General features: G+C 50.9%; 14 protein-coding genes. 13 read left to right on the top strand and 1 reads right to left on the bottom strand.

What is annotated here, in order from left to right:
- Position 1: 1 nt before the first annotated feature.
- Genes pseG through BW941_RS07290 form a run of 8 tightly spaced genes read left to right on the top strand, consistent with a single transcriptional unit; the run spans position 2 to position 7,731 of the window.
- Positions 2-1,552 carry a UDP-2,4-diacetamido-2,4,6-trideoxy-beta-L-altropyranose hydrolase gene (pseG, locus tag BW941_RS07325; RefSeq protein WP_076514953.1) on the top strand — a complete coding sequence of 517 codons (1,551 nt, stop codon included), beginning with the start codon at positions 2-4 and terminating at the stop codon, positions 1,550-1,552.
- A complete protein-coding gene (locus BW941_RS07320; protein ID WP_076514952.1) occupies positions 1,542-2,276 on the top strand; it encodes a formyl transferase in 735 nt (244 codons plus the stop codon). Before pseG ends, BW941_RS07320 begins: the two co-directional genes overlap by 11 nt.
- The gene (gene pseI / locus BW941_RS07315) at positions 2,273-3,319 is read left to right on the top strand and encodes a pseudaminic acid synthase (protein WP_076514951.1); all 1,047 of its coding nucleotides are present in this window, start codon (positions 2,273-2,275) and stop codon (positions 3,317-3,319) included. Before BW941_RS07320 ends, pseI begins: the two co-directional genes overlap by 4 nt.
- Positions 3,312-3,983, top strand: a complete 672-nt coding sequence (locus BW941_RS07310; RefSeq protein ID WP_076514950.1) for a PIG-L deacetylase family protein — start codon at positions 3,312-3,314, stop codon at positions 3,981-3,983. The genes pseI and BW941_RS07310 overlap by 8 nt, the downstream gene beginning before the upstream one ends.
- The gene (locus BW941_RS07305) at positions 3,980-4,975 is read left to right on the top strand and encodes a Gfo/Idh/MocA family protein (RefSeq protein WP_076514949.1); all 996 of its coding nucleotides are present in this window, start codon (positions 3,980-3,982) and stop codon (positions 4,973-4,975) included. Before BW941_RS07310 ends, BW941_RS07305 begins: the two co-directional genes overlap by 4 nt.
- The gene (locus tag BW941_RS07300) at positions 4,968-6,278 is read left to right on the top strand and encodes a DegT/DnrJ/EryC1/StrS family aminotransferase (RefSeq protein ID WP_217693578.1); all 1,311 of its coding nucleotides are present in this window, start codon (positions 4,968-4,970) and stop codon (positions 6,276-6,278) included. Before BW941_RS07305 ends, BW941_RS07300 begins: the two co-directional genes overlap by 8 nt.
- 9 nt (positions 6,279-6,287) lie before the next feature.
- Positions 6,288-6,824, top strand: coding sequence for a GNAT family N-acetyltransferase (locus tag BW941_RS07295; protein WP_076514948.1), 537 nt, complete (start codon positions 6,288-6,290; stop codon positions 6,822-6,824).
- Positions 6,817-7,731: a hypothetical protein gene (locus BW941_RS07290; protein ID WP_076514947.1), complete on the top strand. Its 915-nt coding sequence runs from the start codon at positions 6,817-6,819 to the stop codon at positions 7,729-7,731. Before BW941_RS07295 ends, BW941_RS07290 begins: the two co-directional genes overlap by 8 nt.
- Here BW941_RS07290 and BW941_RS07285 read toward each other — a convergent pair.
- Complete coding sequence (locus BW941_RS07285) at positions 7,717-9,768, bottom strand: motility associated factor glycosyltransferase family protein (RefSeq protein ID WP_076514946.1); 2,052 nt, start codon at positions 9,766-9,768, stop codon at positions 7,717-7,719. The genes BW941_RS07290 and BW941_RS07285 overlap by 15 nt on opposite strands.
- A gap of 334 nt (positions 9,769-10,102) precedes the next feature.
- Here BW941_RS07285 and BW941_RS18035 point away from each other — a divergent pair, with 334 nt between their 5' ends.
- The 5 genes from BW941_RS18035 to lysS all read left to right on the top strand — a co-directional run bounded on the left by BW941_RS18035 (position 10,103) and on the right by lysS (position 22,061).
- Positions 10,103-13,675 carry a flagellin N-terminal helical domain-containing protein gene (locus tag BW941_RS18035; RefSeq protein ID WP_076514945.1) on the top strand — a complete coding sequence of 1,191 codons (3,573 nt, stop codon included), beginning with the start codon at positions 10,103-10,105 and terminating at the stop codon, positions 13,673-13,675.
- Positions 13,676-13,742: 67 nt separating this feature from the next.
- Positions 13,743-14,126 (top strand): flagellar protein FlaG, encoded by a 384-nt coding sequence (locus tag BW941_RS07275; protein ID WP_245820068.1) that lies wholly within the window; start codon positions 13,743-13,745, stop codon positions 14,124-14,126.
- A 93-nt stretch (positions 14,127-14,219) separates the two neighbouring features.
- The gene (fliD, locus tag BW941_RS07270) at positions 14,220-18,176 is read left to right on the top strand and encodes a flagellar filament capping protein FliD (protein ID WP_076514944.1); all 3,957 of its coding nucleotides are present in this window, start codon (positions 14,220-14,222) and stop codon (positions 18,174-18,176) included.
- Between the two features lie 1,003 nt (positions 18,177-19,179).
- A protein-coding gene (gene prfB, locus BW941_RS07265) for a peptide chain release factor 2 (RefSeq protein WP_139325782.1) occupies positions 19,180-20,275 on the top strand; the annotation gives its coding sequence in 2 pieces (ribosomal slippage) (positions 19,180-19,251 and positions 19,253-20,275; 1,095 coding nt in all).
- 268 nt (positions 20,276-20,543) lie between these two features.
- Positions 20,544-22,061: a lysine--tRNA ligase gene (gene lysS, locus BW941_RS07260; protein ID WP_068436284.1), complete on the top strand. Its 1,518-nt coding sequence runs from the start codon at positions 20,544-20,546 to the stop codon at positions 22,059-22,061.
- The last annotated feature ends 446 nt before the right edge of the window (positions 22,062-22,507 follow it).

Genomic DNA, 22,507 nt, shown 5'->3' with positions numbered 1-22,507 from the left:
CATGAAAATTGCGTTTCGTTGCGATGCATCAGAGAGAGTAGGTACAGGGCATGTAATGCGCTGCCTGACTCTGGCGCGTGCAGCCATGACGCAGGGGCATGAGATTTGCTTTTTCGTTTCTGATATCGATGCTGCTCTTGAGAAGCGAATCAATGCGACTGGTATCCGGATTATCAGGCTTCCTTCGCTGGAATATGGCTGTCAGCAATCATCGGTAGCAATCGAAGCTGAATACGAAACAAGTCAGCAGGAGACTGAGGCCCAGTGCTTTTTACGTACAGTGGCGGGCTATCAGCTTGACTGGATCGTCGTCGATCATTACGGCTACGGTGAGCCATGGATCTCTGCAATTAAACGCGCGGGCTATTGTTTGCTTTTAATCGAAGACTGGCCGCACCGGAAAGTCAGTGCTGACTTACTTCTCGACCCACGCCCCGGATCGATTGCTGGGGATTATAGAGACTATATCAAACCAGAGAATGTGCTCTCCGGTTCTGATTTTAATCTGATTCGTGAAGAGTTTTTCCATGAGCCCTGTCAGCCTGCTGGAAATGTGCAGCGTGTTTTACTTAACCTGGGTGGATACGACTATCGTGGTTTAAGTGCTGATATTCTCGATGCATTGGCTAACGAAGACTTCGCTGGTAAGTTAAGTTTTACCGTGCTTTTGAGTCAGTCATCTCCTGCATTTTCTCGTATTCAGTCTCATATGCAGAGCGCTCAATATCCATTTTCTGTGAACTTAATTGAACACTGCGACGATATGGCAGGCCTGTATCGCACTCATCATGTTTGTATCGGCGCCTCAGGAGGTTCGCTGTGGGAACGTATCGCTATGAGATTGCCTACGGCACTGGTGATTGTTGCTGATAATCAGAAACCCCAGGCCAGTTATGCAGAAGATAATGGCTTAGTAAAAGTTGTAGCAGACTACTCTGGCACAGCTGGCAGTTTTGATGTCTCTGCGTTCAGAAGTCTTGTTGAGTCTGATGAGGTGCGTCAGAGTATGCAGGATCACTCGTCTGATCTGCTGAGAAGCGATGGAAGTAAGCATGTTATCAAGGCCGTGGAAAACACGAAGCCGGAAGGCCTGACTCTGCGTTCCGCGATAATGAGTGACATACGGGATTTCTATCGTTGGCAGAAGCAACCCGGAGCCCGTCGTTTTTTCCGTACGCCACAACTTCCACGCTGGTCGCAACACAGGCGATGGTATCAAGGTGTTATGTCTGACCCTTCGGTTAGCCTGTATATCGTTCTTTTCAAAGGAGAGAAGGCGGGCTACGTGCGAGTGGATGGCGCTGTAACTAGTTCTAAAAGTAGTTCTGTAGGTAGCTCTTTAGGTAGCTCTTTAGGTAGCTCAGAAGTATCTATCCTTATCAGCCGGAACTTTCGCGGGCGGAAGCTTGCTGTTAACGCATTGAAAGCGCTTGTAAGTCGTTATCCCGAAACACGTTTTTGCGCCGATGTTGCTCCCGGTAATTTTGCCTCGCGGAAAGTATTCAAGCGAGCGGGCTTTCAGAAAACAGGAGGACGTCGCTATGAGTACTGATGTTGCGTCTGCATATATTATTGCGAGCAATAAAGAGTGGCATCGAACCTCGTTTGAAGCTTTGAAGGAAGAGTACGAGGGCGACTGGTACTGGGTATCGACGCCTGATGAATTGCTCGAAGCTGTCACGGAGATAGAGTCTCCGCGTTATATATTTTTCTTGCACTGGAGCCATCATGTGCCCGAAAGCGTATGGGCGCAGCATGAGTGCGTGTGCTTCCATATGACGGACCTGCCCTACGGGCGAGGTGGCAGCCCACTACAGAATTTGATTCTTCGCGGTCATCAGGAAACGGTGCTGACTGCGTTCCGAATGGTCGAGGCTATGGATGCCGGGCCTGTTTATGCGAAACGGGGCTTATCCCTAAGTGGCACGGCAGAACAGATCTATCGAAGAGCCGGGGAGTTATCGACGGATATCATTCGCTCAATGATTGCTGAGCAACCTGAACCTGTAGATCAGACGGGTGAAGTTGTTGTGTTTAAACGTCGCACAGCGGAGGAGAGTGAAATTCCGGACGGTGCTTCTCCTGAGATACTTTATGATTTTATACGGATGCTGGATGCCGATGGTTACCCTCATGCATTCAGCCGTTCTGGTCAGTACATTCTGCGCTATACGGATGCCGAATTACATGAGGGTGAACTGAAAGCGAGCGTTGTTATTTCTTTAACAGGTTCAGAAAGATCAACATCCGAAGTAAAACAGAGAGAGAAGCCATGACGTTTTCTATTTCAGGCCGAAAGATAGGCGCCTCTTTCAAGCCGTATATTATTGCTGAGGTGTCTGCTAATCATAACGGCGATCTCGCAAAAGCGTTGCAGACCATTGATGCGGCCGCTGATGCAGGGGCCAGCGCAGTCAAAATTCAGACTTACACTGCAGACACCATGACCATCGACTGCGATTTACCCGACTTTCAGATTCATGGTGGTTTGTGGGATGGCTACAAGCTTTACGACCTCTACAAGTGGGCCGAAACGCCTTATGAATGGCATAAGGCCATGTTTGATCATGCAAACGCGCGCGGTATTACTTTATTTTCTACGCCTTTTGATGAGTCGGCTGTTGAGCTTCTGGAGTCATTAGGTGCCCCCGCGTACAAAGTCGCGTCGTTTGAGTTGACTGATATCCCATTGATTCGCTGTATTGCAGCCACCGGTAAACCTATGATCATGTCGACGGGAATGGCGAGTCTGGAAGAGGTGACGGAGGCCGTTGAAGCTGCGCGCGCTTCTGGTTGTACTGATCTGGTGTTGCTGCACTGCATCAGTAGCTATCCAGCGCCGATGGAGCAGGCGAATATCCGCCAGATGGCCACCCTTGAGAAAGAGTTTGGCGTTACTGTTGGGTTGTCTGATCATACGTTAGGAACCGTCGCGTCGGTGGCTGCTGTCTCCTTGGGTGCGTGCGTTATCGAGAAACACTTTACCCTAAGCCGGGAAGACAAGGGGCCGGACAGTGAGTTCTCTATTGAGCCACATGAGCTTAAGCAGTTGGTCGAGGACGCAAATAATGCCTGGGCAGCACTCGGAAATGACGCTTTTACCCGACAGAAAGCCGAAGAGCCGAACCGCCGATTCCGTCGATCTTTATACTTTGTGAAAGACCTGCCCGCGGGCCATATTGTCAGCGAGAATGATATCCGTCGTATTCGTCCGGGCTTTGGTCTGGCGCCTAAATATTATGATGACGTTATCGGCCGTACGCTCAGTGACTCAGTGAGCCGGGGTACACCCGTGCAATGGGAGGCGTTTGATGAGTGAGATTGTGTTGGTTGTGGCTGCTCATCCGGATGATGAGGTGCTTGGTTGTGGCGGCACTATTGCGAGGCATGTTGCTGCGGGTGATCAGGTTCATGTTTTGTTTATGGCGGATGGCGAAGCCTCGCGTGAAGAGGCTGATATCAGGCAACGCCGTTTGGCCGCAAACAATTGCGCCGATGCGCTGGGAATTTCAGAACGAATTTTTTTAGACTGGCCTGATAATAAATTGGATTCTGTGCCACTACTGGATGTTGTGCAGAGTCTTGAGCCACATATCCGTCGCTTAAACCCTTCGATTATTTATACCCACTTTTCGGGCGATTTGAATATCGATCATCGAGTGACGGCTCAGGCGGTCATGACCGCATGTCGTCCCCAGCCGGGCTCTTTGCCTGCGTTAAAACGCATTCTTTCTTTCGAGGTGCTTTCCAGTACCGAATGGTCGATGAATGAAGTCTTTGCACCGAATTATTGGATAGATATAAGCGACACCCTTGAGAAAAAAATGTTGGCACTCGCACCGTACGATTCAGAGATGCGTGAGTACCCACATACCCGTTCATACCAGAATGTGCGTCAGTTAGCTGGACTTCGGGGAGCATCGGTTGGTGTGGAGTATGCGGAAGCCTTTGTGTTGTTGCGGGCGGTAGAGAAGTCCGTATGACGACGCCATTGTCTGTCCTTATTGTTGGATGTGGACGAATCGCAGGTGGGTTCGATGAGAAGCGCGCGCCGGAAGAGTTCGCACTGTCGCATGCCGGTGCTTACAGTAAGCGAACTGATGTTGTACTCGCGGCTTGCGTCGATCCTGATATTGAGATTGCTGAGAGGTTTGCAGAACGTTGGTCTGTCAGTGAAGCGTACTCGGAATGCGAAGAAATACCTGCTGAATGTGACTTCGACATTGTCAGTATCTGTACTCCAACCGCCGTGCACAGTAGCTCGATTGAGGATGTTTTTCGCTTCAGACCGAAAGTCATATTCCTTGAAAAGCCTGTGTCGACCTCTGCTGAAACCAGTCAGAGATTGCTGGATAAATGCAGGCAGCAGAATATCGCCTTGATTGTTAATTACAGCCGCCGTTGGGATTCAGTGCTGGCTGAGCTTAAAAATGGTCTGAAAACCAAGAGTGCAGAATGGCCGGGTTCGCTTAAAGCGGTCACCGCGGTGTACAACAAGGGCATACGCAATAACGGCTCTCACCTTCTGGACTTGTTGGCGGGTATGGTCGGCGTGCTGAGCCCAGAGTGGGCTGCGGTTCGCCCTGGCAACGTACGTAAGGATGATCCTGATATCGATATGGTCCTGATGTCTGATCGTGGAATACGCTGTTCTCTGAATAGTACGGACTCGGATGATTTCGCTCAGTTTGAGCTGACGTTTCTGACTGATAAAGGCGAATTCCGTATGCTTGATGGGGGACTTCGCTGGAGCGAACGCAGGGTTGAAGAAAGCCCGGAGTTTTCCGGCTATAAGCGTTTGGGTAACGAAATTGGACGCTCCGGTGGATATCTTCCAGTGATGGAAAAAGCCATATCTGAAGTGATAGACCTCGCACTGCTCAGTCAGTCTGGCCCTTTTGATTATCGTGCTGCGGAGCAGGCGGTAGAAACGGAACGTTTGATAGAACAGATTCTGGAACGAGTACATGACTAATACAAACGAATTACTGGATGCCATGCGTTCAGAAACCCTCGCTCTTGAAGGTGGAGCGCCTGTTATTACGCACGAGTTTCCGCGCTATAACAGCCTTGGCAAAGAAGAGCAGGATGCTGTGCAGAAAGTTATGGAAAGTGGTGTTCTGTCTCAGTTTCTGGGTTGCTGGCACGACGATTTTTATGGCGGCAGCAAGGTACAGGCGTTCGAGGCGCAGTGCGCTGAGTACTTTGGTGTTAAGCACGCTATTACGGTCAACTCCTGGACCTCAGGTCTGATCGCTGCGGTCGGTGCTCTTGATATCGAACCGGGTGATGAAATTATCGTAACGCCATGGACTATGTGTGCCAGTGCGACGGCCATCCTACATTGGAATGCCATCCCGGTGTTTGCAGATATCGATCCGAAAACATTTAATCTTGATCCAGAATCGGTGCGGAGAAATATTTCGGAAAAAACCCGGGCTATCATGGCAGTCGATATTTTTGGCCAGTCGGCCGATATGGATGCGCTTCGAGCCATTGCTGATGAGTTTAATCTCAAAATTATCTCCGATACCGCGCAGGCACCCGCCGCGCAGTACAAAGGAAAATGGGCGGGCACCCTGGGGGATATTGGTGGTTATAGCCTGAATTACCACAAGCATATTCATACCGGTGAGGGTGGTGTCGTTGTTACCAACGATGATGCACTTGCCGAACGTGTCCGCTTGATACGCAATCATGCTGAGGCTGTCTTGCCCGACCGGGAGGCTATGCCGATCAATAACATGCTTGGTTATAACTTCCGCTTGGGAGAAATTGAGTGCGCGATTGGTATTGAGCAGTTGAAGAAGCTAAATGGGCTGGTCGAGTCCCGTCGCGCTCTGGCCGAACGATTGGCGGCGGGTATTTGTGAGCTGCCGGGGCTGTCAGTGCCGTATGTTGCCGATGGGAATACCCACGTGTACTACGTATTTCCACTTCTGGTCGACCCGGATATCACAGGTGTCAGTAAATTTGAGATTGCTGAGGCATTGAAGGCAGAAGGGGTGATTCTGGCGACGCAGTATCAGAACCTGCATCTTTTGCCTATGTATCAGCAAAAAACTGCTTACGGCAGCAGCGGCTTCCCATGGAGTGCTGATTTCACACGGCAGGATATATCCTACGAGAAGGGGATATGCCCGGTCGCAGAGGATATGAATGACCGTACGTATCTGGGGTTCGGTATGTGCACTTATGATCTGACCGAATCGGATGTTGATCTGATTATCCGTGCTTTCCATAAAGTGTGGGCACACAAGGTCGAGATGAGTCGGTAAGGCGTAACGATGTTCAGTAATGACTTCAAATCCATACTGCCGATTGAAAAGGATGACTTAAAAGTCTGTCTTTTTACTCTGGATGATATTTCAGAGCGGTATATTGGCTGGTTGAACAATAAGGAACTGGTCAGGTTCAGTAATCAGAGATTTATGAATCATGACGAAGCCAGTTGTCGTGAGTTCTTTGATTCCGTAAGCCGGAGTAACTCGGTATTTCTTGCTGTGAAGCATAATGTTCACGGCCATATCGGCACGATGACGGTTCATTTCAATCAACGCCATGGCACGGCTGATATGGGAATCCTGATTGGTGAAACCTCGGCTCCCGGCGCTGGTTCTACAGCCTGGTTAATGGTGATGGATAAGGTGCTCTCGTTGCCTGGTTTGCGTAAGGTGACTGCAGGCACTCTGGGCTGTAACAAGGCGATGCTGGGGGTTATTCGTAAGAGTGATATGGTCCCGGATGGTATTCGTGTACAGCATGAATTAGTTGAAGGCGTTGCTTTCGATATGTTGCATTTCGCCAGATTCTCCTATGACTGATTTTCCTGCGGGGCGTTGTGGCATTGTCGCTCACGATGCGGGTGCGGCCAATCAGATCCTGCATTGGATTACGGCAGGCGAATTTTCTGATATCGATATCACGCTGTCATTACATGGTCCTGCTCAAATTATTGCAGAACGACTTGGCCTACTGAGTCGTTTCGATAGTATCGATGATGTCGAAACCCTGATTCATAAAGTGGATTGGGTTATTTGTGGCACAGGCTGGGCAACGCAGATTGAGAAGAGCGCGATGTGCCTTGCCCGCCAATATGCAATTCCTGTATTCGCAGTGCTGGATCACTGGGTGAATTATCGTCCGAGATTGAATTATCAGGCTGACGATACAGCTGATGTTGATGAACTATGGGTTGTAGATGAGGAAGCACGTTCCTTAGCGGCTGTGGAGTTTCCGGGTACCTGTATACGCGCTATGCCCGGAAGGTATCTTGAGTGTCAGATCGCCGATATTGGTTTGCCCTCAACGCCAGAACAGGTTCTGTTTTTGATGGAGCCCGTGCGAGAGCAATGGGGCGATATACATACGGATCAGTCTGCTTTTCTTAAGCCGGGTGAATTTTCAGCCTTCGAGTTTTTTCTTACCGCTCTTAAAAAGACCGATGCTAACGTCGGCGATATTGTGATTCGCCCTCATCCTTCTGACCCACCCGGTAAGTACGACACTCTTACTGAGTGTGTAGATTTCAGAGTTTCTGTAAAAATGGAAGAGTCATTATCGCATGCGATCTCAGAGGCGACGTATGTTGTCGGATTAAACAGTTACGCGATGGTGGTGGCGTTAGCCGCAGGACGCAAGGTCTACTGTGCCTTGCCACCGAATGCGCCTGCATGTGTGTTACCACATGCAGGTATTATTGATCTCCGAAACGAATCATTCGGCGTATAGATGCTCGTTAGAAACGATATCGTTGCGAACCCAAGGGTCTTCAGAGTCTGGGTATTGCTTTGACGTAATACTGTCGTAATGGGCTGGTAGATCTTCGAGAAATTTCCCAAAGTTACTTTTCCATTCAGTGATGAATTTGTCGCGACTGGCTTTATTTTCGATCGAAAGTGAGTGGGCACAGCCGATGTTCAGGTAGTGCCAGATTGAGCCGCGTATGAAGTATGCGGTCAGGCCATACTTAGGGAAGACCTGTTGCAGTAGATTAAGATTGATTGTGTGGCATACACGGAACACGTCTTCAGGTTCGGTCGATTTCAGAGAATTTAAACACACACTGAATGATCGGCTGATTTCTGTCAGGAAAGCACCCAGTTTATTGATTTTTTCGCGCATTTGTTTCTGTGTGAATGGCGTACCTTTGAGTGCCTTCAGAAATTTCGTTGAAGCGATGTCTTTACGTGTAGTGAAGAAGTCATCGACAGCATCCGGTGTCAGGTATTCTGTGTTGGCGATCCTGGCGCCTTCGGAGCATGCGTAGCTTTCTGTTTTCTGATAAATAGCACGGTGTTTTGTTAACTGCTCAATACTCATTCTCGAGGTGTTGTACATCGGAAAGGTGTACATAGGATCGCCATGAACGGATTCGGTTTCGACCAGCTTCTCCAGGTTGCGCTTCACCCCTTCTTTGATGGAGTCACTCATTTTATCGCTGAAGTAGATGCTGTTTTTCGAGTGATGCTGATTCTTCTCCGGGAAGCCGAAGTCCATGCCGTACAGGAAGACGCTCTTAAGTTTAAGGTGGGTTGCTACGGCCACACCGGTGTTGGTACAGGTCGGTGTCGCTCTGTGTACGATTTCATCTTCGGTTCCAAACATACTGGCTAGCGCCGTTGAGTCTTTAAGGAAGTAGTAACCATGTTTGAACAGGTTGAACACCTGAGGAGGCAGCTGTAGGGCGCCGACCAGCAAGGTATTCTCAAAGAACTCCGGCTGATCGATTTTCGAAAGATGATCGTACGTTAGCATGTGCGACTCAATTTCGACGTGAATATCGGGCATGAGTCCAGCAGCAATAATGCTGTGCACCGATGTTCCGCACGAGATCAGTAACACTTTATCGCGATGGCGTTTGATTTCTTCTACCCGCATATCAAACGAAGGTCCGCCGCCGACAATCACCGCGGGCATGTCGGTATCGATCTGGTCGTAAGACATGGGTGGTACGCCTGCACCGATATTATGCAGGGCATTATTAAACTGATTTATTTCGTCGTCGTAGTAACCCCACTGATTCAGGAAGAAGTGCATATCCCCCTGTATACGCTTGACGATAGGATTATAGGGCTCACTGCTGATGTGATTATAAAACAGAGCACACAGCGGGAAGCTCGGGCCGTAGTTAATCAGGAGGTTCCAGAGGGCGGGGGAGGACACTTCTGGTGGAGCAACTCCGCCACTAGAGACAAGTATATCGATTTTGTTGCCTTTTCTTTCAAACTCTCTGAAGAGGCTTTCCCAGTCTGTGACATAGAGGCTGGCGAAGAAGTACTCAGGATCTGGCTCGAAAATGACGACGTTGAGAATTCTGTTCTCCCGGATCATCTTTTCGATATGAATTCCCAGCCCGCAGCCAAAGAATACGATCATGGGGTAGAAATCAGGAATGGTATAGTTCTGAGTCAGGTCTGCGTCGTCCGGAATCTGATCCGTAAGGGCGTGCATACGTTTGGAGAAAAACCGGTGGAACCCTATTGCTCCGGGCCTTGGCGGCAATATGGTGGCGATCGAGCTTCCTGGTCCGAAGTTTTCCTTGTACGCAGCCACCTCGTTATCGGCAAACGCATGTGCATCACCTTGATACAGACTTTGCTTGTTGTGCCAAAGATCGACCTTACCTGTATCGCCATCGATATTCAGCGTCAGTCGACTGAAGCTTTCCTGCAACGCAGTCTGATATAGAGCAGGGTGCTTCTTTTTAAAATACGCCAGATTTTTGTCTTTCAGCGCCATAGCACCGGCGGCTCGTGGATGTGTCATGCCATTTCTCCTTATTGAATAGAGAAAGTAGCAGAGATCATGCCACTTGAAGGGGGGGCAGGCATGTAAGAAAAGCATTGGAAAACATTTCGTAACAATCTTTTTTAATGCCAGGTTTAGTGAGTGTCAAAAATAATTTTCTTTGTATATCAGTGGGTTACTGAGGCTGTTGTGAGGGTGTCAAAAGTGCGTCGCAGATGCCAGTCACTTTGTTGAAAAAAACTTCTAAAGAACTCTACAGGGGCGCCGTTAAACCCTATGACAAAGTCAGGCGGAGCCGAAAAGCGTCGAAGGTGATGCCGGTTCCAATAGAAGTAGGTACAGGAGAAACACCATGCCTCAAATTATTAATACCAACATTGCCTCGCTGAACGCTCAGCGTAACCTGGACAAATCCCAGTCGGCGAACCAGCAGGCCTTGCAGCGCCTGTCTTCTGGTCTCCGTATCAACAGCGCTAAAGATGACGCTGCTGGTCTGGCGATTTCTACCCGTTTTACCTCTCAGATCAAAGGTCTGGATGTAGCCGTACGTAACGCCGGTGACGGTATTGCTCTGGCACAGACTGCTGAAGGTGCACTGGGTTCTATTAATGAATCTCTGCAGCGTATTCGTGAGCTGGCGGTTCAGTCTGCTAACGCCACGAACTCTGACGTTGACCGTGAAGCTCTTCAGGCTGAGGTTGATCAGCTGGTTTCTGAGATTTCACGTACTGCAGAAGAAACTGACTTCAACGGCCGTAAGCTGCTTGATGGTTCTTTCTCTGCAACTTTCCAGGTCGGTGCGAATGCCGGTCAGACGGTTGATATCTCTATCGGTGAGCTGACCGCTGACAAACTGGGTTCTTCTTCTCAGTCAGGTCTTTCAGCGCGTGGTACTGACTTCGCTCTGGAAAACGGTGACCTGGTGCTCAACGGTGTTGCAATCGCCGCTTCTCGTGCAGAGGACGATACTTCTTCTGTTTCTAACAATGCCGCTTCTGCGATTTCTAAAGCAGCAGCGATTAACCGTTACAGCGACGAAACTGGCGTTACCGCTCAGGTAAATGAAAACGTGGCGGGTGGTAGTGAGATGAGCGGCACCGCGGGTTCCGGTACTTTCACTCTGAACGGTGTAGACATTTCTTTCTCTACTACGACCGATACGGCTCAGTCCCGTGCAGCGATCACTCAGGCGATCAATGCAGTTTCTGAACAGACTGGTGTACGTGCGGTGGACACTGAGAACGGTTCGACGGGTGTAAACCTTGTCGCTGAAGACGGCCGTAACATCACTCTGACCTTCGATACCACTGAACTGAATGGCCTCGACCAGGATACCTTTGCTGCGGCAACCGGTCTTGCTGGCGGTGCGACAGTGCAGTCTGGTACTACGTACAGCAACACCTATGAAGGCGGTTACACTCTGATTGCTGACGGCGATCAGAAAACCATTGAAGTATCGGGTGGTAACGGCACTGGTCGTGGCGACCTTTCAAATGCGGGTCTGACTGCGGGTACCTACGACCGCGCTGAAGCAGTATCTGTGTCTTCTAAAGTGGCTGACGATACTAAAGCTTCTACCGTTGGCGGGGGTTCGCTGGCGAACACTCTGCAGCGTGCTGACTCGGGCGGTACCTTTATTTCTCAGGCTGGTGGTAGTGTTACCACGTCTGTTACCACGGGTGGTACAAGCGGACAGATCACAGATAGCGGCGCCTCTGTAACCATCGTTCAGGGAACAACCGCAGTGACCTACTCGAATGCCGGTGACCAAGCCATCGCTGCATACGCAGATGCTGCTGAAACTGTGGCAACCACCGCGGGTATCGATGTTAACTTCTACGAGCAGGGCACCATGACGCTTTCCGGTCTGGATGCGGGTGACTCGTTCGACATTGGCGGCGTGACCGTGAATGTTTCTGGAACGTCTGCGATCCTTCGCGCTGAAAGCGTGGTAGATCAGCTGAATGCCGGTAACTTCAATGCTGCTCTGGGTACTTCAGGCTTCCTGAATGCTGAGCTGGACGGTACTGGCGGTGACGTGACCTTCACCTTCCGTAATGAGACAGCGACTCAGTTGAGTGCTGACAGAACAACTGCTGGTTCAGTCAGCATCAATGGTACTGCCATTTCTACCACGGCAAATGGAACCGTTCTGAATGGTGAGCTGGCCTTTGCATCAACGTCTGCAACCGGTGAAGCGGTTGACGTGACTTTGACTGACGCAGGTTCTGAACTGCTGGCTGCTCCGGGTACAGTGACAGACAGCTCTTCGGCGGGCGATGTTCTGACAACGACGTCTGAAACTAACCTTTCAGTGAGTGTTGGCGGTGTTGATGTATCACCTTCTGCACCTCTGCAGGCAGGTTCTACGGTTGCTGAGCTGGCAAGCGCCATCGACGGTGTGAGTGGTGTGAGCGCCTACGAAGAAATCAACCTGACCATTACAGACTCGGCTCTTGAGTCTGGTGAGCAACTGCGTTTCTCGGCGGGCGGTGTCAATATCGATGTGACGGCTACCCCAGACAGCGCTGGTAACTTCACGCTGCAAGGTCTGGCTGATGACATTAACGGTACAGACTTCTCTACAGCCAATATGGATGTATCAGCAACTTACGACGCAGACAGCGGCGAAGTATCACTGACCATCCGTAACTACAGCGCTGACACGGTTAGCCTGGAAACTGAGAACGCCAGTGGCCAGACTATTACAGTCGCTGAGGGCGGTACTACAGAGATCGGCGAAAACGCTCTGAACCTGTCAGGCGAACTGAAGTTCTACTCTGATGATGGTCAGGATGTGAATGTCACTCTGTCTGATCCAACTACGGGTGGCGAGCTGTTCAGTGGTACAAGTGCTTCGGAAGACTACACAGGTGTTAACGGCCTGGAAGACGGTGACCTGCTGATCAACGGCGTTACCATCGGTGGTGCGGATGTGAATGCGGATACTGCTTCTGCAACCGTATCGTCAGATGGTTCTAAGATCCTGTCTTCTGAGAAATCTCAGTCGGCGATCGCGATTGCAGCAGCAATCAACAAAGTATCTGATGAGACTGGCGTATCTGCTGAAGTTAATGCGACCGAGGTGGTTGGTGGCGACGGCACTAACGTTGACCTGACCCAGTTCGAAGAGGGTGACCAGGCTGGTATCTACATCAACGGTGTAGAAGTTGGTACGGTAACTCTGCAGACTGACGGCGGTGGTAACCTGGACTCTGACCGCGCACGTGCTGATGCACTGAACCTGATCAACCAGAACTCTGGTAAAACAGGTGTAACAGCGGTTGATAACGGTGTGTCTCTGACGCTGACTGCAGCAGATGGTCGTAACGTCTCTATCGCTATCGACGATAAGTCTGGCTCAAGCGCATCGATTGGTGCTGTCCTTGGTCTGGATGCTGAAGTCGACGGTATCGGTGAAGCAACCTTCGGTGAGGGCTCTGTAGCAGGCGGTGGTACTTCTGCGGAAGCCGCGGCTTACGAGACCACTTACGGTTCAATCTCACTGTCTTCTGCGAAAGAGTTCACTCTGGAAGGCGGTGCGAACGGTAACTCTGAACTTGAGGCTATCGGTCTGGCGACAGGTACCTACGGCGGCGGTGAAGATGGTCAGTTCCTGGCTGATATCGACATCTCTACCTTCGAAGGCGCTCAGGAAGCCATCACTGCGATCGACAATGCGATCGGTCAGGTGGCGAGCCAGCGAGCCGACCTTGGTGCGATTCAGAACCGTCTCGAATCCACAGTGAGCAACCTGCAGGTGACCTCTGAGAACCTGAATGCTGCGAACTCACGGATTCAGGATGCGGACTTTGCGGCCGAAACCGCCGAGCTGTCACGTACTCAGGTACTGCAGCAGGCTGGTATCTCGGTACTGGCTCAGGCCAACGCCGCAGGTCAGCAGGTTCTGTCTCTGCTGGGATAAGGTAACCGGTAAGGTGGGCTGGCTTTTCAGCCCATCTTTGCTGACTCAGATACCAACGAGGTGAATTATGAACGAGCTGAGAAATAACATGATGGATAAGTCCGCTGCGGCGTCCACTGTCAGCGTCACCCAGGGTCAGTCTGCTAAGGTCAACGTCAGCGCTAATATCAGCGCTACCAGCGGCAAGGAATTGCCGCAGGGTGCCGAAGCCCGGGCAGAAGTGAGTTCAGACAAAGTGCGTGACGCTGTTTCCCGTATCAATGAATACGTGCAACAGACAGAGCGGACTCTGGACTTCAAACTGGATGAAAACAGCGGTAAGACGGTTATCAGCGTCTATGATAAAGCTTCTGCGGAACTGATTCGTCAGATCCCCAGTGAGCTGGCCCTGGAGCTGGCGCAGAAATTGAATGATGAAGAGCCATCTTTATTGTTCAGTGCGCAAGTGTAACGGTTAAGTAAACCGCTCTAAAAAGAGACCCGCACTGGCCGATAAGGTGAGTGTGGGTTTTTTTATGGCCGCAATATGCGGCAAGAGGATTGTATGGCATCGATAGAATCGTTAGGTCTGGGCTCAGGTGTACTGACTACCGACCTCGTCGATAAGATCATTGGCGCTGAGAGAGAGGTCAGTGAACTTCGTCTAGATCGTCGTCAGGAACTGATCGAGGCCAGAATCACCGCCTATGGCGAAATCAAATCTTTGATGTCGACCATGCAGTCGTCTGTTAACAACCTCGCATCACCGAGTGCGGCAGGTGCGACCCTCGCTACTTCCAGCAACGAAGATATTCTGACCGTTACTACCTCAACGACTGCCGATCCAGGTAATTACAGTGTTGAGGTTCTTAACACGGCAAAGTCTCACTCGTTGGCAACGGGTACGTTCAACAGTTTTGACGAAATCGTTGGCACAGGTGAGCTGACGTTCAGCTTTGGTACCAATAATTATGATGCCGTCACGGGCAACATTACTGGCCAGGACGTGAATACCGATCGGCCGACCCGTACCATCACGATTGACGAATCTAATCGCACCCTGAGCGGTATTCGTGATGCGATCAATAACGCTAATATGGGCGTCTCAGCCTCAATCATTAACGATGGCAGTGGTTACCGTCTGCTGATGACGAGCGACGATACGGGTTCCAGCAACGCCATGCGCATTGAAGCGCGCGACGAGGGCGGTAACCTACTGACCAATGGCCTGGCGTCGATGGCGTTTAATGAGCTTCAGGCTGGCCCTGATAATCTTGAACAGACAAGCCGCGGCGAAAATGCGCAGCTCAGAGTGAACGGCCTTACGATCACCCGAGAAAGCAACAGTGTTGATGAGGTGATTAAAGGCGTGACCATCAACCTGAAAAGTGCCGATGTCGGTACTCAGGTAAGCATTGGTGTGACACCAGATACCGATACGCTGAGCGAAAACATTCAGGGCTTTGTTGATGCCTACAACAATCTGAAGCAGTTTGTGGACGATCTTTCCTCATACGATACGGACAGTCAGCAGGCGGGTCTGCTTTTGGGTGATTCAACCATCCGTACTATGCAAAGCCAGATTCGCTCATTGATATCTCAGCCGATTGCAGGCCTCAATGGTGAGTATCGCTCGCTGACAGAGCTGGGTGTAAATACTAATCGCAATAACGATTATCTGCTTGAGTACGACCCATCGGTATTCCGTAAAGCCATCAATGAAGAGCGTTCATCTATCGTTGGTATTCTGGCGAAGTCCGGTATAACCAGCGACAGCCAGATTACCTACGTAAACGACTCAATTAATACTAAGTCAGGTACTTACGGCGTTGAAATTACTCAACTGGCGACGCAGGCAAAATATACATCGGCATCTCTTGGCCTGCTGGATTTTGCGTCTCCTGTCACTGTCGACAGCAGTAACGATACATTTACGATTAATGTGAATGGCAAAGATGCGACCGTAAATCTGACGCATGGAGATTACACCTCGGGCGATGATCTGGCGGCAGAGCTGGCGTTGCAGATCAACAGTACCGACACCCTGGTTCAGTTTGGTCACTCGGTATCGGTGGATTTCAATACCAGCAGTAATAACTTTTCTATCACGTCGAATAAGTATGGGGCTGATTCTCAGGTTTATATTAAGTCGGTGAGTGGCAATACTGCTAACACCCTTGGCTTCAGTGCGCTGGGTAGCGGTACTTACGAAGGTGGAGAACTGACGACCTTAAATGCGGCGGCGTTTGCTGGACGTGGTGCTACAACCGACGCGGGAAGTCGCTTTCTCAATCCCGAAACCGGGATTAACTTTCAGGCAAATAATGCGACTTTCAGCCTTGATGTGGATGGCTCGGGACCCATCGCAGTCACTGTCGATCTGAACGCTCAGGGACAGGACCTGAATGGCGATGGCGTGTTCGGCGATCGCAATGATACCTTGCAGGCGATTCAGACGGCGATTGATTCGACTGCTCTCAATGGTCAGGTGCTGGCCACGTTCGATAACAATGGTTATCTGAAGTTCGAAACGACATCGGTTGGTGCGGCAAGCTCAATTGAAATTGCGTCTGTTGGCGCATCGGTTACTGATACTCAGCTCGGCCTTGATGCGACGCAGGGCGCTCAGACCAATGGTAAAGATCCCGGCCTTGATTTCCCGGCTGCGGTTAATTTTAAAGTGCAGGTGGATGGCATCGATTCTGATGGCTTTGTTTCAATTCCCGCAGGGACGTATCTGACCGGTGCTGACCTGGCGACGGAAATACAGAACCAGCTGGGCGCCACTTTAAGCACAGATCCTAACTTTGCTGGCGTTGTACGCGGCGGCGAGACAGCGACCGGTTCGCGTGACATCAGTGCCAATATCGACTTCAGCACAACAAATGCCGGGTTCCGCCTGAATGTGTCGGGCGTAGAGCAGGACATTCTTGTTAATACCGATTCCGGTGACAATGTTGCTGACGTGCAAGCAGCGCTTGATGCTGCTTATGGTGCAGGCGTAGTGACCGCCTCACTGGACGGTACGGGCCTGAAACTCAGCACAGTAGCGACCGGGCATGAGGAGTTTATCGAAGTCGTCAGTGACGGCCGTGGTGCTCAGACATCGGCTTTTGGTGATATTTCTACTGGCTTCGATTTCTCGGCGCCAGGTCAGAACGCCAGTTTTACACTGACCGTCGGAGGAACTGCTATCAATGTGGACGTGACAGGTGATGGCACATCCGGCAGTAACGATAGCCAGTCGAATCTGGTTGCGATCCAGAGTGCCTTGGATGAAGCTTTGATCGCCACAGGTGAATACCAGGCAGGTGATGTTACGGCCGCGGTGGATGGTTCTGGTCAGTTGTACTTTGAGACGAACTCGAAAGAGGGTGTAAAAACGTCAGCTACATTCGGTTCTGCGGCCAGCATTGAGGTGAGCAACCTCGGCGGTACGGCAGCGACGTCACTGGGATTATCTGCCGAGACCAGCACCAATGGTTTCGACGGTTTCGGTATGAGCAGCGGTCGTGAGTTCGGTTATGACCTTGATCCGGTTGTCAGCTACAACTACGACCCTGACAGCGACCTTGGCTCATTCAATATTCAGATTGGTGGTGAAGGTACTCGTGTTGGGTTCACTGAGCTTGATGCGGACGCTATCGCTTTCCTTGGCCTGCAGGACGTCAGTCTTTACAGTCAGGAGATTGCGAAAGGTCAGAATGTCGCCGGTAAGATTAACGGCGTCGAAGCCTCCGGTAATGGACAGTTCCTGCGCGCCGTTGATGGCAACGTTAAGGCTTCGCCTGGTTTCTACATTGGCAACGAGTCGGCAGGCTTTGATACGCCGGTTGTGCTTGATGCTGACAACAGTAGTTTCACCATCGAAGTGGATGGAGTAGAGGCCGAAATTCAACTGAACTTCCCGGCGACCTACATCAGCGGATCTGCACTGGCATCGGCCATGCAAACGGCGATCAATGACAACGCCACGCTAAAAGCAGAGGGCGTTTCTGTGAAGGTTGAATACACAGATGACACCTCGTCGTTCGCCTTTAACAAGTTCGGTATTATTTCTAATCGTACTGGTGCCGATTCGTCGGTCGAGATCAAAGACCTGCCAAACGACGCAGCCGATTTATTTGGTTTTGTCAGGGGTGTTGGTGATGGTGAACGCGGAAAAGACGCCGATGGCGAAATCGATGATGCGTCGGGTATTCGCCTGAAAGTCACTGGTGGGGATATCGGTGACCGCGGAGATATCACCTACATCACCGGCTTCGGCGATCAGTTGAAAGATATTCTTCTGAACTTCCTCGATAACAGTAGCGGTACCATTACTAACAAGCTGTCGGCACTGGATCAGGACATTACCACGGTTGAAGAAGATCGTGCGGATCTTGAGGCCCGCATGGATGCGCAGGAAGCGCGCCTGAAGGCTAAGTTCCTGTATAACGACTCTTTGATTCAGACGCTGAACACAACGCTGGACTATGTGAAGCAGCAGTTTGATGCGCTCAATGGCAATAACAAGGATTAATATTTCGCGAATAGCCTTCGGCTGATTCGCTCCCACCCAGAGCCAAAGTGTTTGTGGGAGCTATTCAGTCAGCTTGCCTGACTAATAGCGAAGAGGAATATCGCAGATAGTCTCCGGCTGAGTCGCTCCCACCCAGAGTCAAAGTGTTTGTGGGAGGTATTCAGTCAGCTTGCCTGACTAATAGCGAAGAGGAATATCGCAGGTAGTCTCCGGCTGAGTCGCTCCCACCCAGAGTCAAAGTGTTTGTGGGAGCTATTCAGTCAGCTTGCCTGACTAATAGCGAAGAGGGTTATCGCAGATAGTCTCCGGCTGAGTCGCTCCCACCCAGAGTCAAAGTGTTTGTGGGAGCTATTCAGGCAGCTTGCCTGACTAATAGTGAAGAGGAATATCGCAGATAGTCTCCGGCTGAGTCACTTTACCCAGAGCCAAAGCACTTGTGGGAGCTATTCAGTCAGCTTGCCTGACTAATAGCGAAGAGGAATATCGCAGATAGTCCCCGGCTGAGTCACTTCACCCAGAGTCAAAGTGTTTGTGGGAGCTATTCAGTCAGCTTGCCTGACTAATAGCGAAGCGGAATATCGCAGATAGTCTCCGGCTGAGTCACTTCCCCCAGAGCCAAAGTGTTTGTGGGAGCTATTCAGTCAGCTTGCCTGACTAATAGCGAAGAGGGTTATCGCGAATAGCCTCCGGCTGATTCACTCCCACCCAGAGTCAAAGTGTTTGTGGGAGCTATTCAGTCAGCTTGCCTGGCTAATAGCGAAGAGGAATATCGCAGATAGTCTCCGGCTGATTCGCTCCCACCCAGAGTCAAAGTGTTTGTGGGAGCTATTCAGTCAGCTTGCCTGACCAATAGCGAAGCGGAATATCGCATATAGTCTCCGGCTGATTCACTCCCACAAGGAATCACTGTGTGGTTCTATGCCACACAGGATGAAACCCCGCTGTCTTTCCTGTAAAATGCCGCGTCATTTTCATACGTTAGACAGCGACAGGGGTACCCACCTTGGAAATCAATCCAATCGTCGAACAGATTAAAGACCTTCAGGCACGCACCGACGTGCTTAGGGGGTATCTTTGACTACGCCAACAAGGTTGAGCGTCTCGAAGAAGTAGAACACGAACTGGCTCAGGGCGATGTCTGGGATGACCCGGACCGCGCACAGGAGCTGGGTCGCGAGCGGTCTTCTCTGGAAGCCGTTGTTAAGACCATTGATACCCTGGATAGCGGTCTCGGCGATGCCAAAGATCTGCTTGATATGGCGGTCGAAGAAGACGATGAAGATGCCGTCGACGAAGTTAAAAGCGAACTGGATGGTCTTCAGTCAGAGTTGGAAGTCCTCGAGTTCCGTCGTATGTTCTCGGGCGAGATGGACGAGAACAACTGCTACGTCGAAATTCAGGCTGGTTCAGGTGGTACAGAAGCTCAGGACTGGGCCAATATGCTGTTGCGTATGTATCTGCGTTGGATCGAAGCGCATGGCTTCAAAGGCGAGCTGATGGAAGTCTCCGAAGGTGAAGTTGCAGGTATCAAAGGCGCGACGATTCACGTTCAGGGCGAATACGCTTATGGTTGGCTGCGTACAGAAACCGGTGTACACCGCCTGGTACGTAAGAGCCCGTTTGATTCGGGTAACCGCCGTCATACCTCATTCTCATCGGTATTCGTTTCTCCGGAAGTCGACGACAATATCGAAATCGATATTAACCCGGCCGATCTCCGCATCGACGTATACCGTGCTTCCGGCGCGGGTGGTCAGCACGTTAACCGGACGGAATCCGCGGTACGTATTACGCACTTGCCGACCAACACCGTGACCCAGTGTCAGAATGACCGCTCCCAGCACAAGAACAAAGATCAGGCGATGAAGCAGATGAAAGCCAAGCTCTATGAGCTGGAGCTGCAGAAGCGCAGTGCTGAATCTCAGGCCTTGGAAGACAGCAAAGCTGATATCGGCTGGGGCAGCCAGATCCGTTCGTACGTGCTGGATGACGCGCGTATTAAAGATCTGCGCACCGGCGTTGAAACGCGTAATACGCAGGCTGTTCTGGATGGCGATCTGGACCAGTTTATTGAAGCGAGCCTGAAATCCGGGCTTTGAGGCCGTTTCTGCTCGACATAGCTGTGTTGATGGCCGGTTTCGGGATGCTCATGTACTTCAGTACACTCCGCTCCCTCAGCCGACCACCGCCTAGCTCTGCCTTCGCAGAATTCGCCCTCAGTAAGATTTTCTCGCGCATAGCCAGGCGAGCTGGCTGAAGCGCTCCTACGATAAAAGAATCCTGTAGGAGCGCAACGCGAAGGTTGCGCGATGTTTATTTGCAGACCAAACAGAATTTAACATTGATCCCTAGAATACCGGGTGCCAAATGACAGATCAGAACCAAACCGCTCAGGACGAAAACAAGCTCATCGCCGAGCGTCGTGCCAAACTCGAAACGCTGCGTGAAAACAGCAAATCTAATGGCCACCCGAACGACTTCCGTCGGGAGCATCTGGCAGCTGATCTGAAAGCTGAACACGGTGAAAAAAGCAAAGAGCAGCTGGCTGAAGAAGGTCACCGAGTTGCGGTAGCTGGTCGTGTTATGCGCCGCGGCGGTCCGTTTATCGGTATTCAGGATGTCACCGGTTCTTTGCAGGTATATATGGCTAAGCCGCTGCAGAAAGAAAGCACCGCGTGGCAGTCACTGGATATCGGTGACATCGTGGCGGCAACCGGCACACTGAGCCTGTCTGGTAAAGGCGAGTTGTACGTTGATGTGGGTGATCTGAGCAACTTCCAGATTCTGACTAAGTCACTGCGCCCACTTCCGGATAAATTCCACGGCCTTGCGGATCAGGAACTGAAATATCGCCAGCGTTATGTTGATCTGATCATCAACGAAGAAACGCGTAACAACTTCCTGATGCGTTCAAAAATCATCGAAGGTATTCGCTTTTATCTGTCGCAGCGCGGCTTTATGGAAGTCGAAACGCCAATGCTGCAAACCATTCCGGGCGGTGCAACGGCGAAGCCATTTGAAACTCACCATAACGCGCTGGATATCGACATGTTCCTGCGTATTGCGCCTGAGCTGTACCTTAAGCGCCTCGTCGTCGGTGGTTTTGAGCGTGTGTTCGAAATTAACCGTAACTTCCGTAATGAAGGTCTGAGTACTCGCCATAACCCAGAATTCACTATGATCGAATTCTATCAGGCGTACGCCGATTACCGTGACATGATGGACCTGACCGAAGGCATGCTGCGCTTTGTCGCTGAAAACGTCGTTGGTAGCACCACCATTAAATACGGTGAGTCTGAATACGATTTTGCACAGCCATTCCAGCGCATGACCATGGTCGATGCAATCCTGAAGTACAACCCGGATATGGATGCCAATGTACTGAATAATCCGGAAGAAAATATCGACACGCTGAAAGAGTACGCGAAAAAAGTCGGTATTCCTCAGTCAGAAAAACAATCTGCGTGGGGCCCGGGTAAGTACATCTGCGAAATCTTTGAAGAAACCGCTGAAGAAAAACTCGATCAGCCGACCTTTATTACCGAATATCCATGGGAAGTGTCGCCGCTAGCACGCCGAAACGACGACAATCCATTTGTGACTGACCGCTTCGAATTCTTTGTCGGTGGACGTGAGCTGGCAAACGGCTTCTCGGAGCTTAACGACGCCGAAGATCAGGCCGCTCGCTTCCGTAAGCAGGTTGAAGAAAAAGACGCCGGTGACGACGAAGCAATGCACTACGATGCAGATTACGTTCGTGCGCTGGAGTACGGTATGCCACCGACTGCAGGTGAGGGTATCGGTATTGATCGTCTGGTGATGCTGTTTACCGATTCGCACACCATTAAGGATGTTATTCTCTTCCCGCATATGAAGCCGCTCTGAGGCTAGCTGAGGGAAATCGCGCATAGCCAGGCAAGCTGGCTGAAGCGCTCCTACGAGGTGAATTGCATTGCCGATGTAGAAGGGGATCTTATCCCCGACCATACATTGTGGGAGCGAATCAGCCGGAGGCTATTCGCGATGATCCATCTGCATGTATCACTGTCGCTATTAGCCAGGCAAGCTGGCTGAATAGCTCCCACAGGTATGAGCGATAACTCAGAGTCTAATTTAGGAGGGGATTTTATCCCCGATCCGTATTGTGGGAGCGAATCAGCCGGAGGCTATTCGCGATGATCTATCTGCATGTATCACTGTCGCTATTAGCCAGGCAAGCTGGCTGAATAGCTCCCACAGGTATGAGCGATAACTCAGAGTCTAATTTAGGAGGGGATTTTATCCCCGATCCGTATTGTGGGAGCGAATCAGCCGGAGGCTATTCGCGATAA

This window comes from Thalassolituus maritimus (genome assembly GCF_900156675.1).
Taxonomy (GTDB): Bacteria; Pseudomonadota; Gammaproteobacteria; order Pseudomonadales; family Oceanobacteraceae; genus Thalassolituus; species Thalassolituus maritimus.
This window is presented reverse-complemented; position numbering and strand designations above follow the sequence as displayed.

Bases quoted from the DNA above. Each gene is read 5' to 3' on its own strand.
- fliD (WP_076514944.1), top strand. From the start codon at position 14,220: ATGGCATCGATAGAATCGTTAGGTCTGGGCTCAGGTGTACTGACTACC.
- BW941_RS18035 (WP_076514945.1), top strand. From the start codon at position 10,103: ATGCCTCAAATTATTAATACCAACATTGCCTCGCTGAACGCTCAGCGT.
- BW941_RS07285 (WP_076514946.1), bottom strand. From the start codon at position 9,768: ATGACACATCCACGAGCCGCCGGTGCTATGGCGCTGAAAGACAAAAAT.
- BW941_RS07295 (WP_076514948.1), top strand. From the start codon at position 6,288: ATGTTCAGTAATGACTTCAAATCCATACTGCCGATTGAAAAGGATGAC.
- BW941_RS07305 (WP_076514949.1), top strand. From the start codon at position 3,980: ATGACGACGCCATTGTCTGTCCTTATTGTTGGATGTGGACGAATCGCA.
- BW941_RS07320 (WP_076514952.1), top strand. From the start codon at position 1,542: ATGAGTACTGATGTTGCGTCTGCATATATTATTGCGAGCAATAAAGAG.
- BW941_RS07275 (WP_245820068.1), top strand. From the start codon at position 13,743: ATGAACGAGCTGAGAAATAACATGATGGATAAGTCCGCTGCGGCGTCC.
- BW941_RS07300 (WP_217693578.1), top strand. From the start codon at position 4,968: ATGACTAATACAAACGAATTACTGGATGCCATGCGTTCAGAAACCCTC.
- pseI (WP_076514951.1), top strand. From the start codon at position 2,273: ATGACGTTTTCTATTTCAGGCCGAAAGATAGGCGCCTCTTTCAAGCCG.
- BW941_RS07290 (WP_076514947.1), top strand. From the start codon at position 6,817: ATGACTGATTTTCCTGCGGGGCGTTGTGGCATTGTCGCTCACGATGCG.
- BW941_RS07310 (WP_076514950.1), top strand. From the start codon at position 3,312: ATGAGTGAGATTGTGTTGGTTGTGGCTGCTCATCCGGATGATGAGGTG.
- pseG (WP_076514953.1), top strand. From the start codon at position 2: ATGAAAATTGCGTTTCGTTGCGATGCATCAGAGAGAGTAGGTACAGGG.
- lysS (WP_068436284.1), top strand. From the start codon at position 20,544: ATGACAGATCAGAACCAAACCGCTCAGGACGAAAACAAGCTCATCGCC.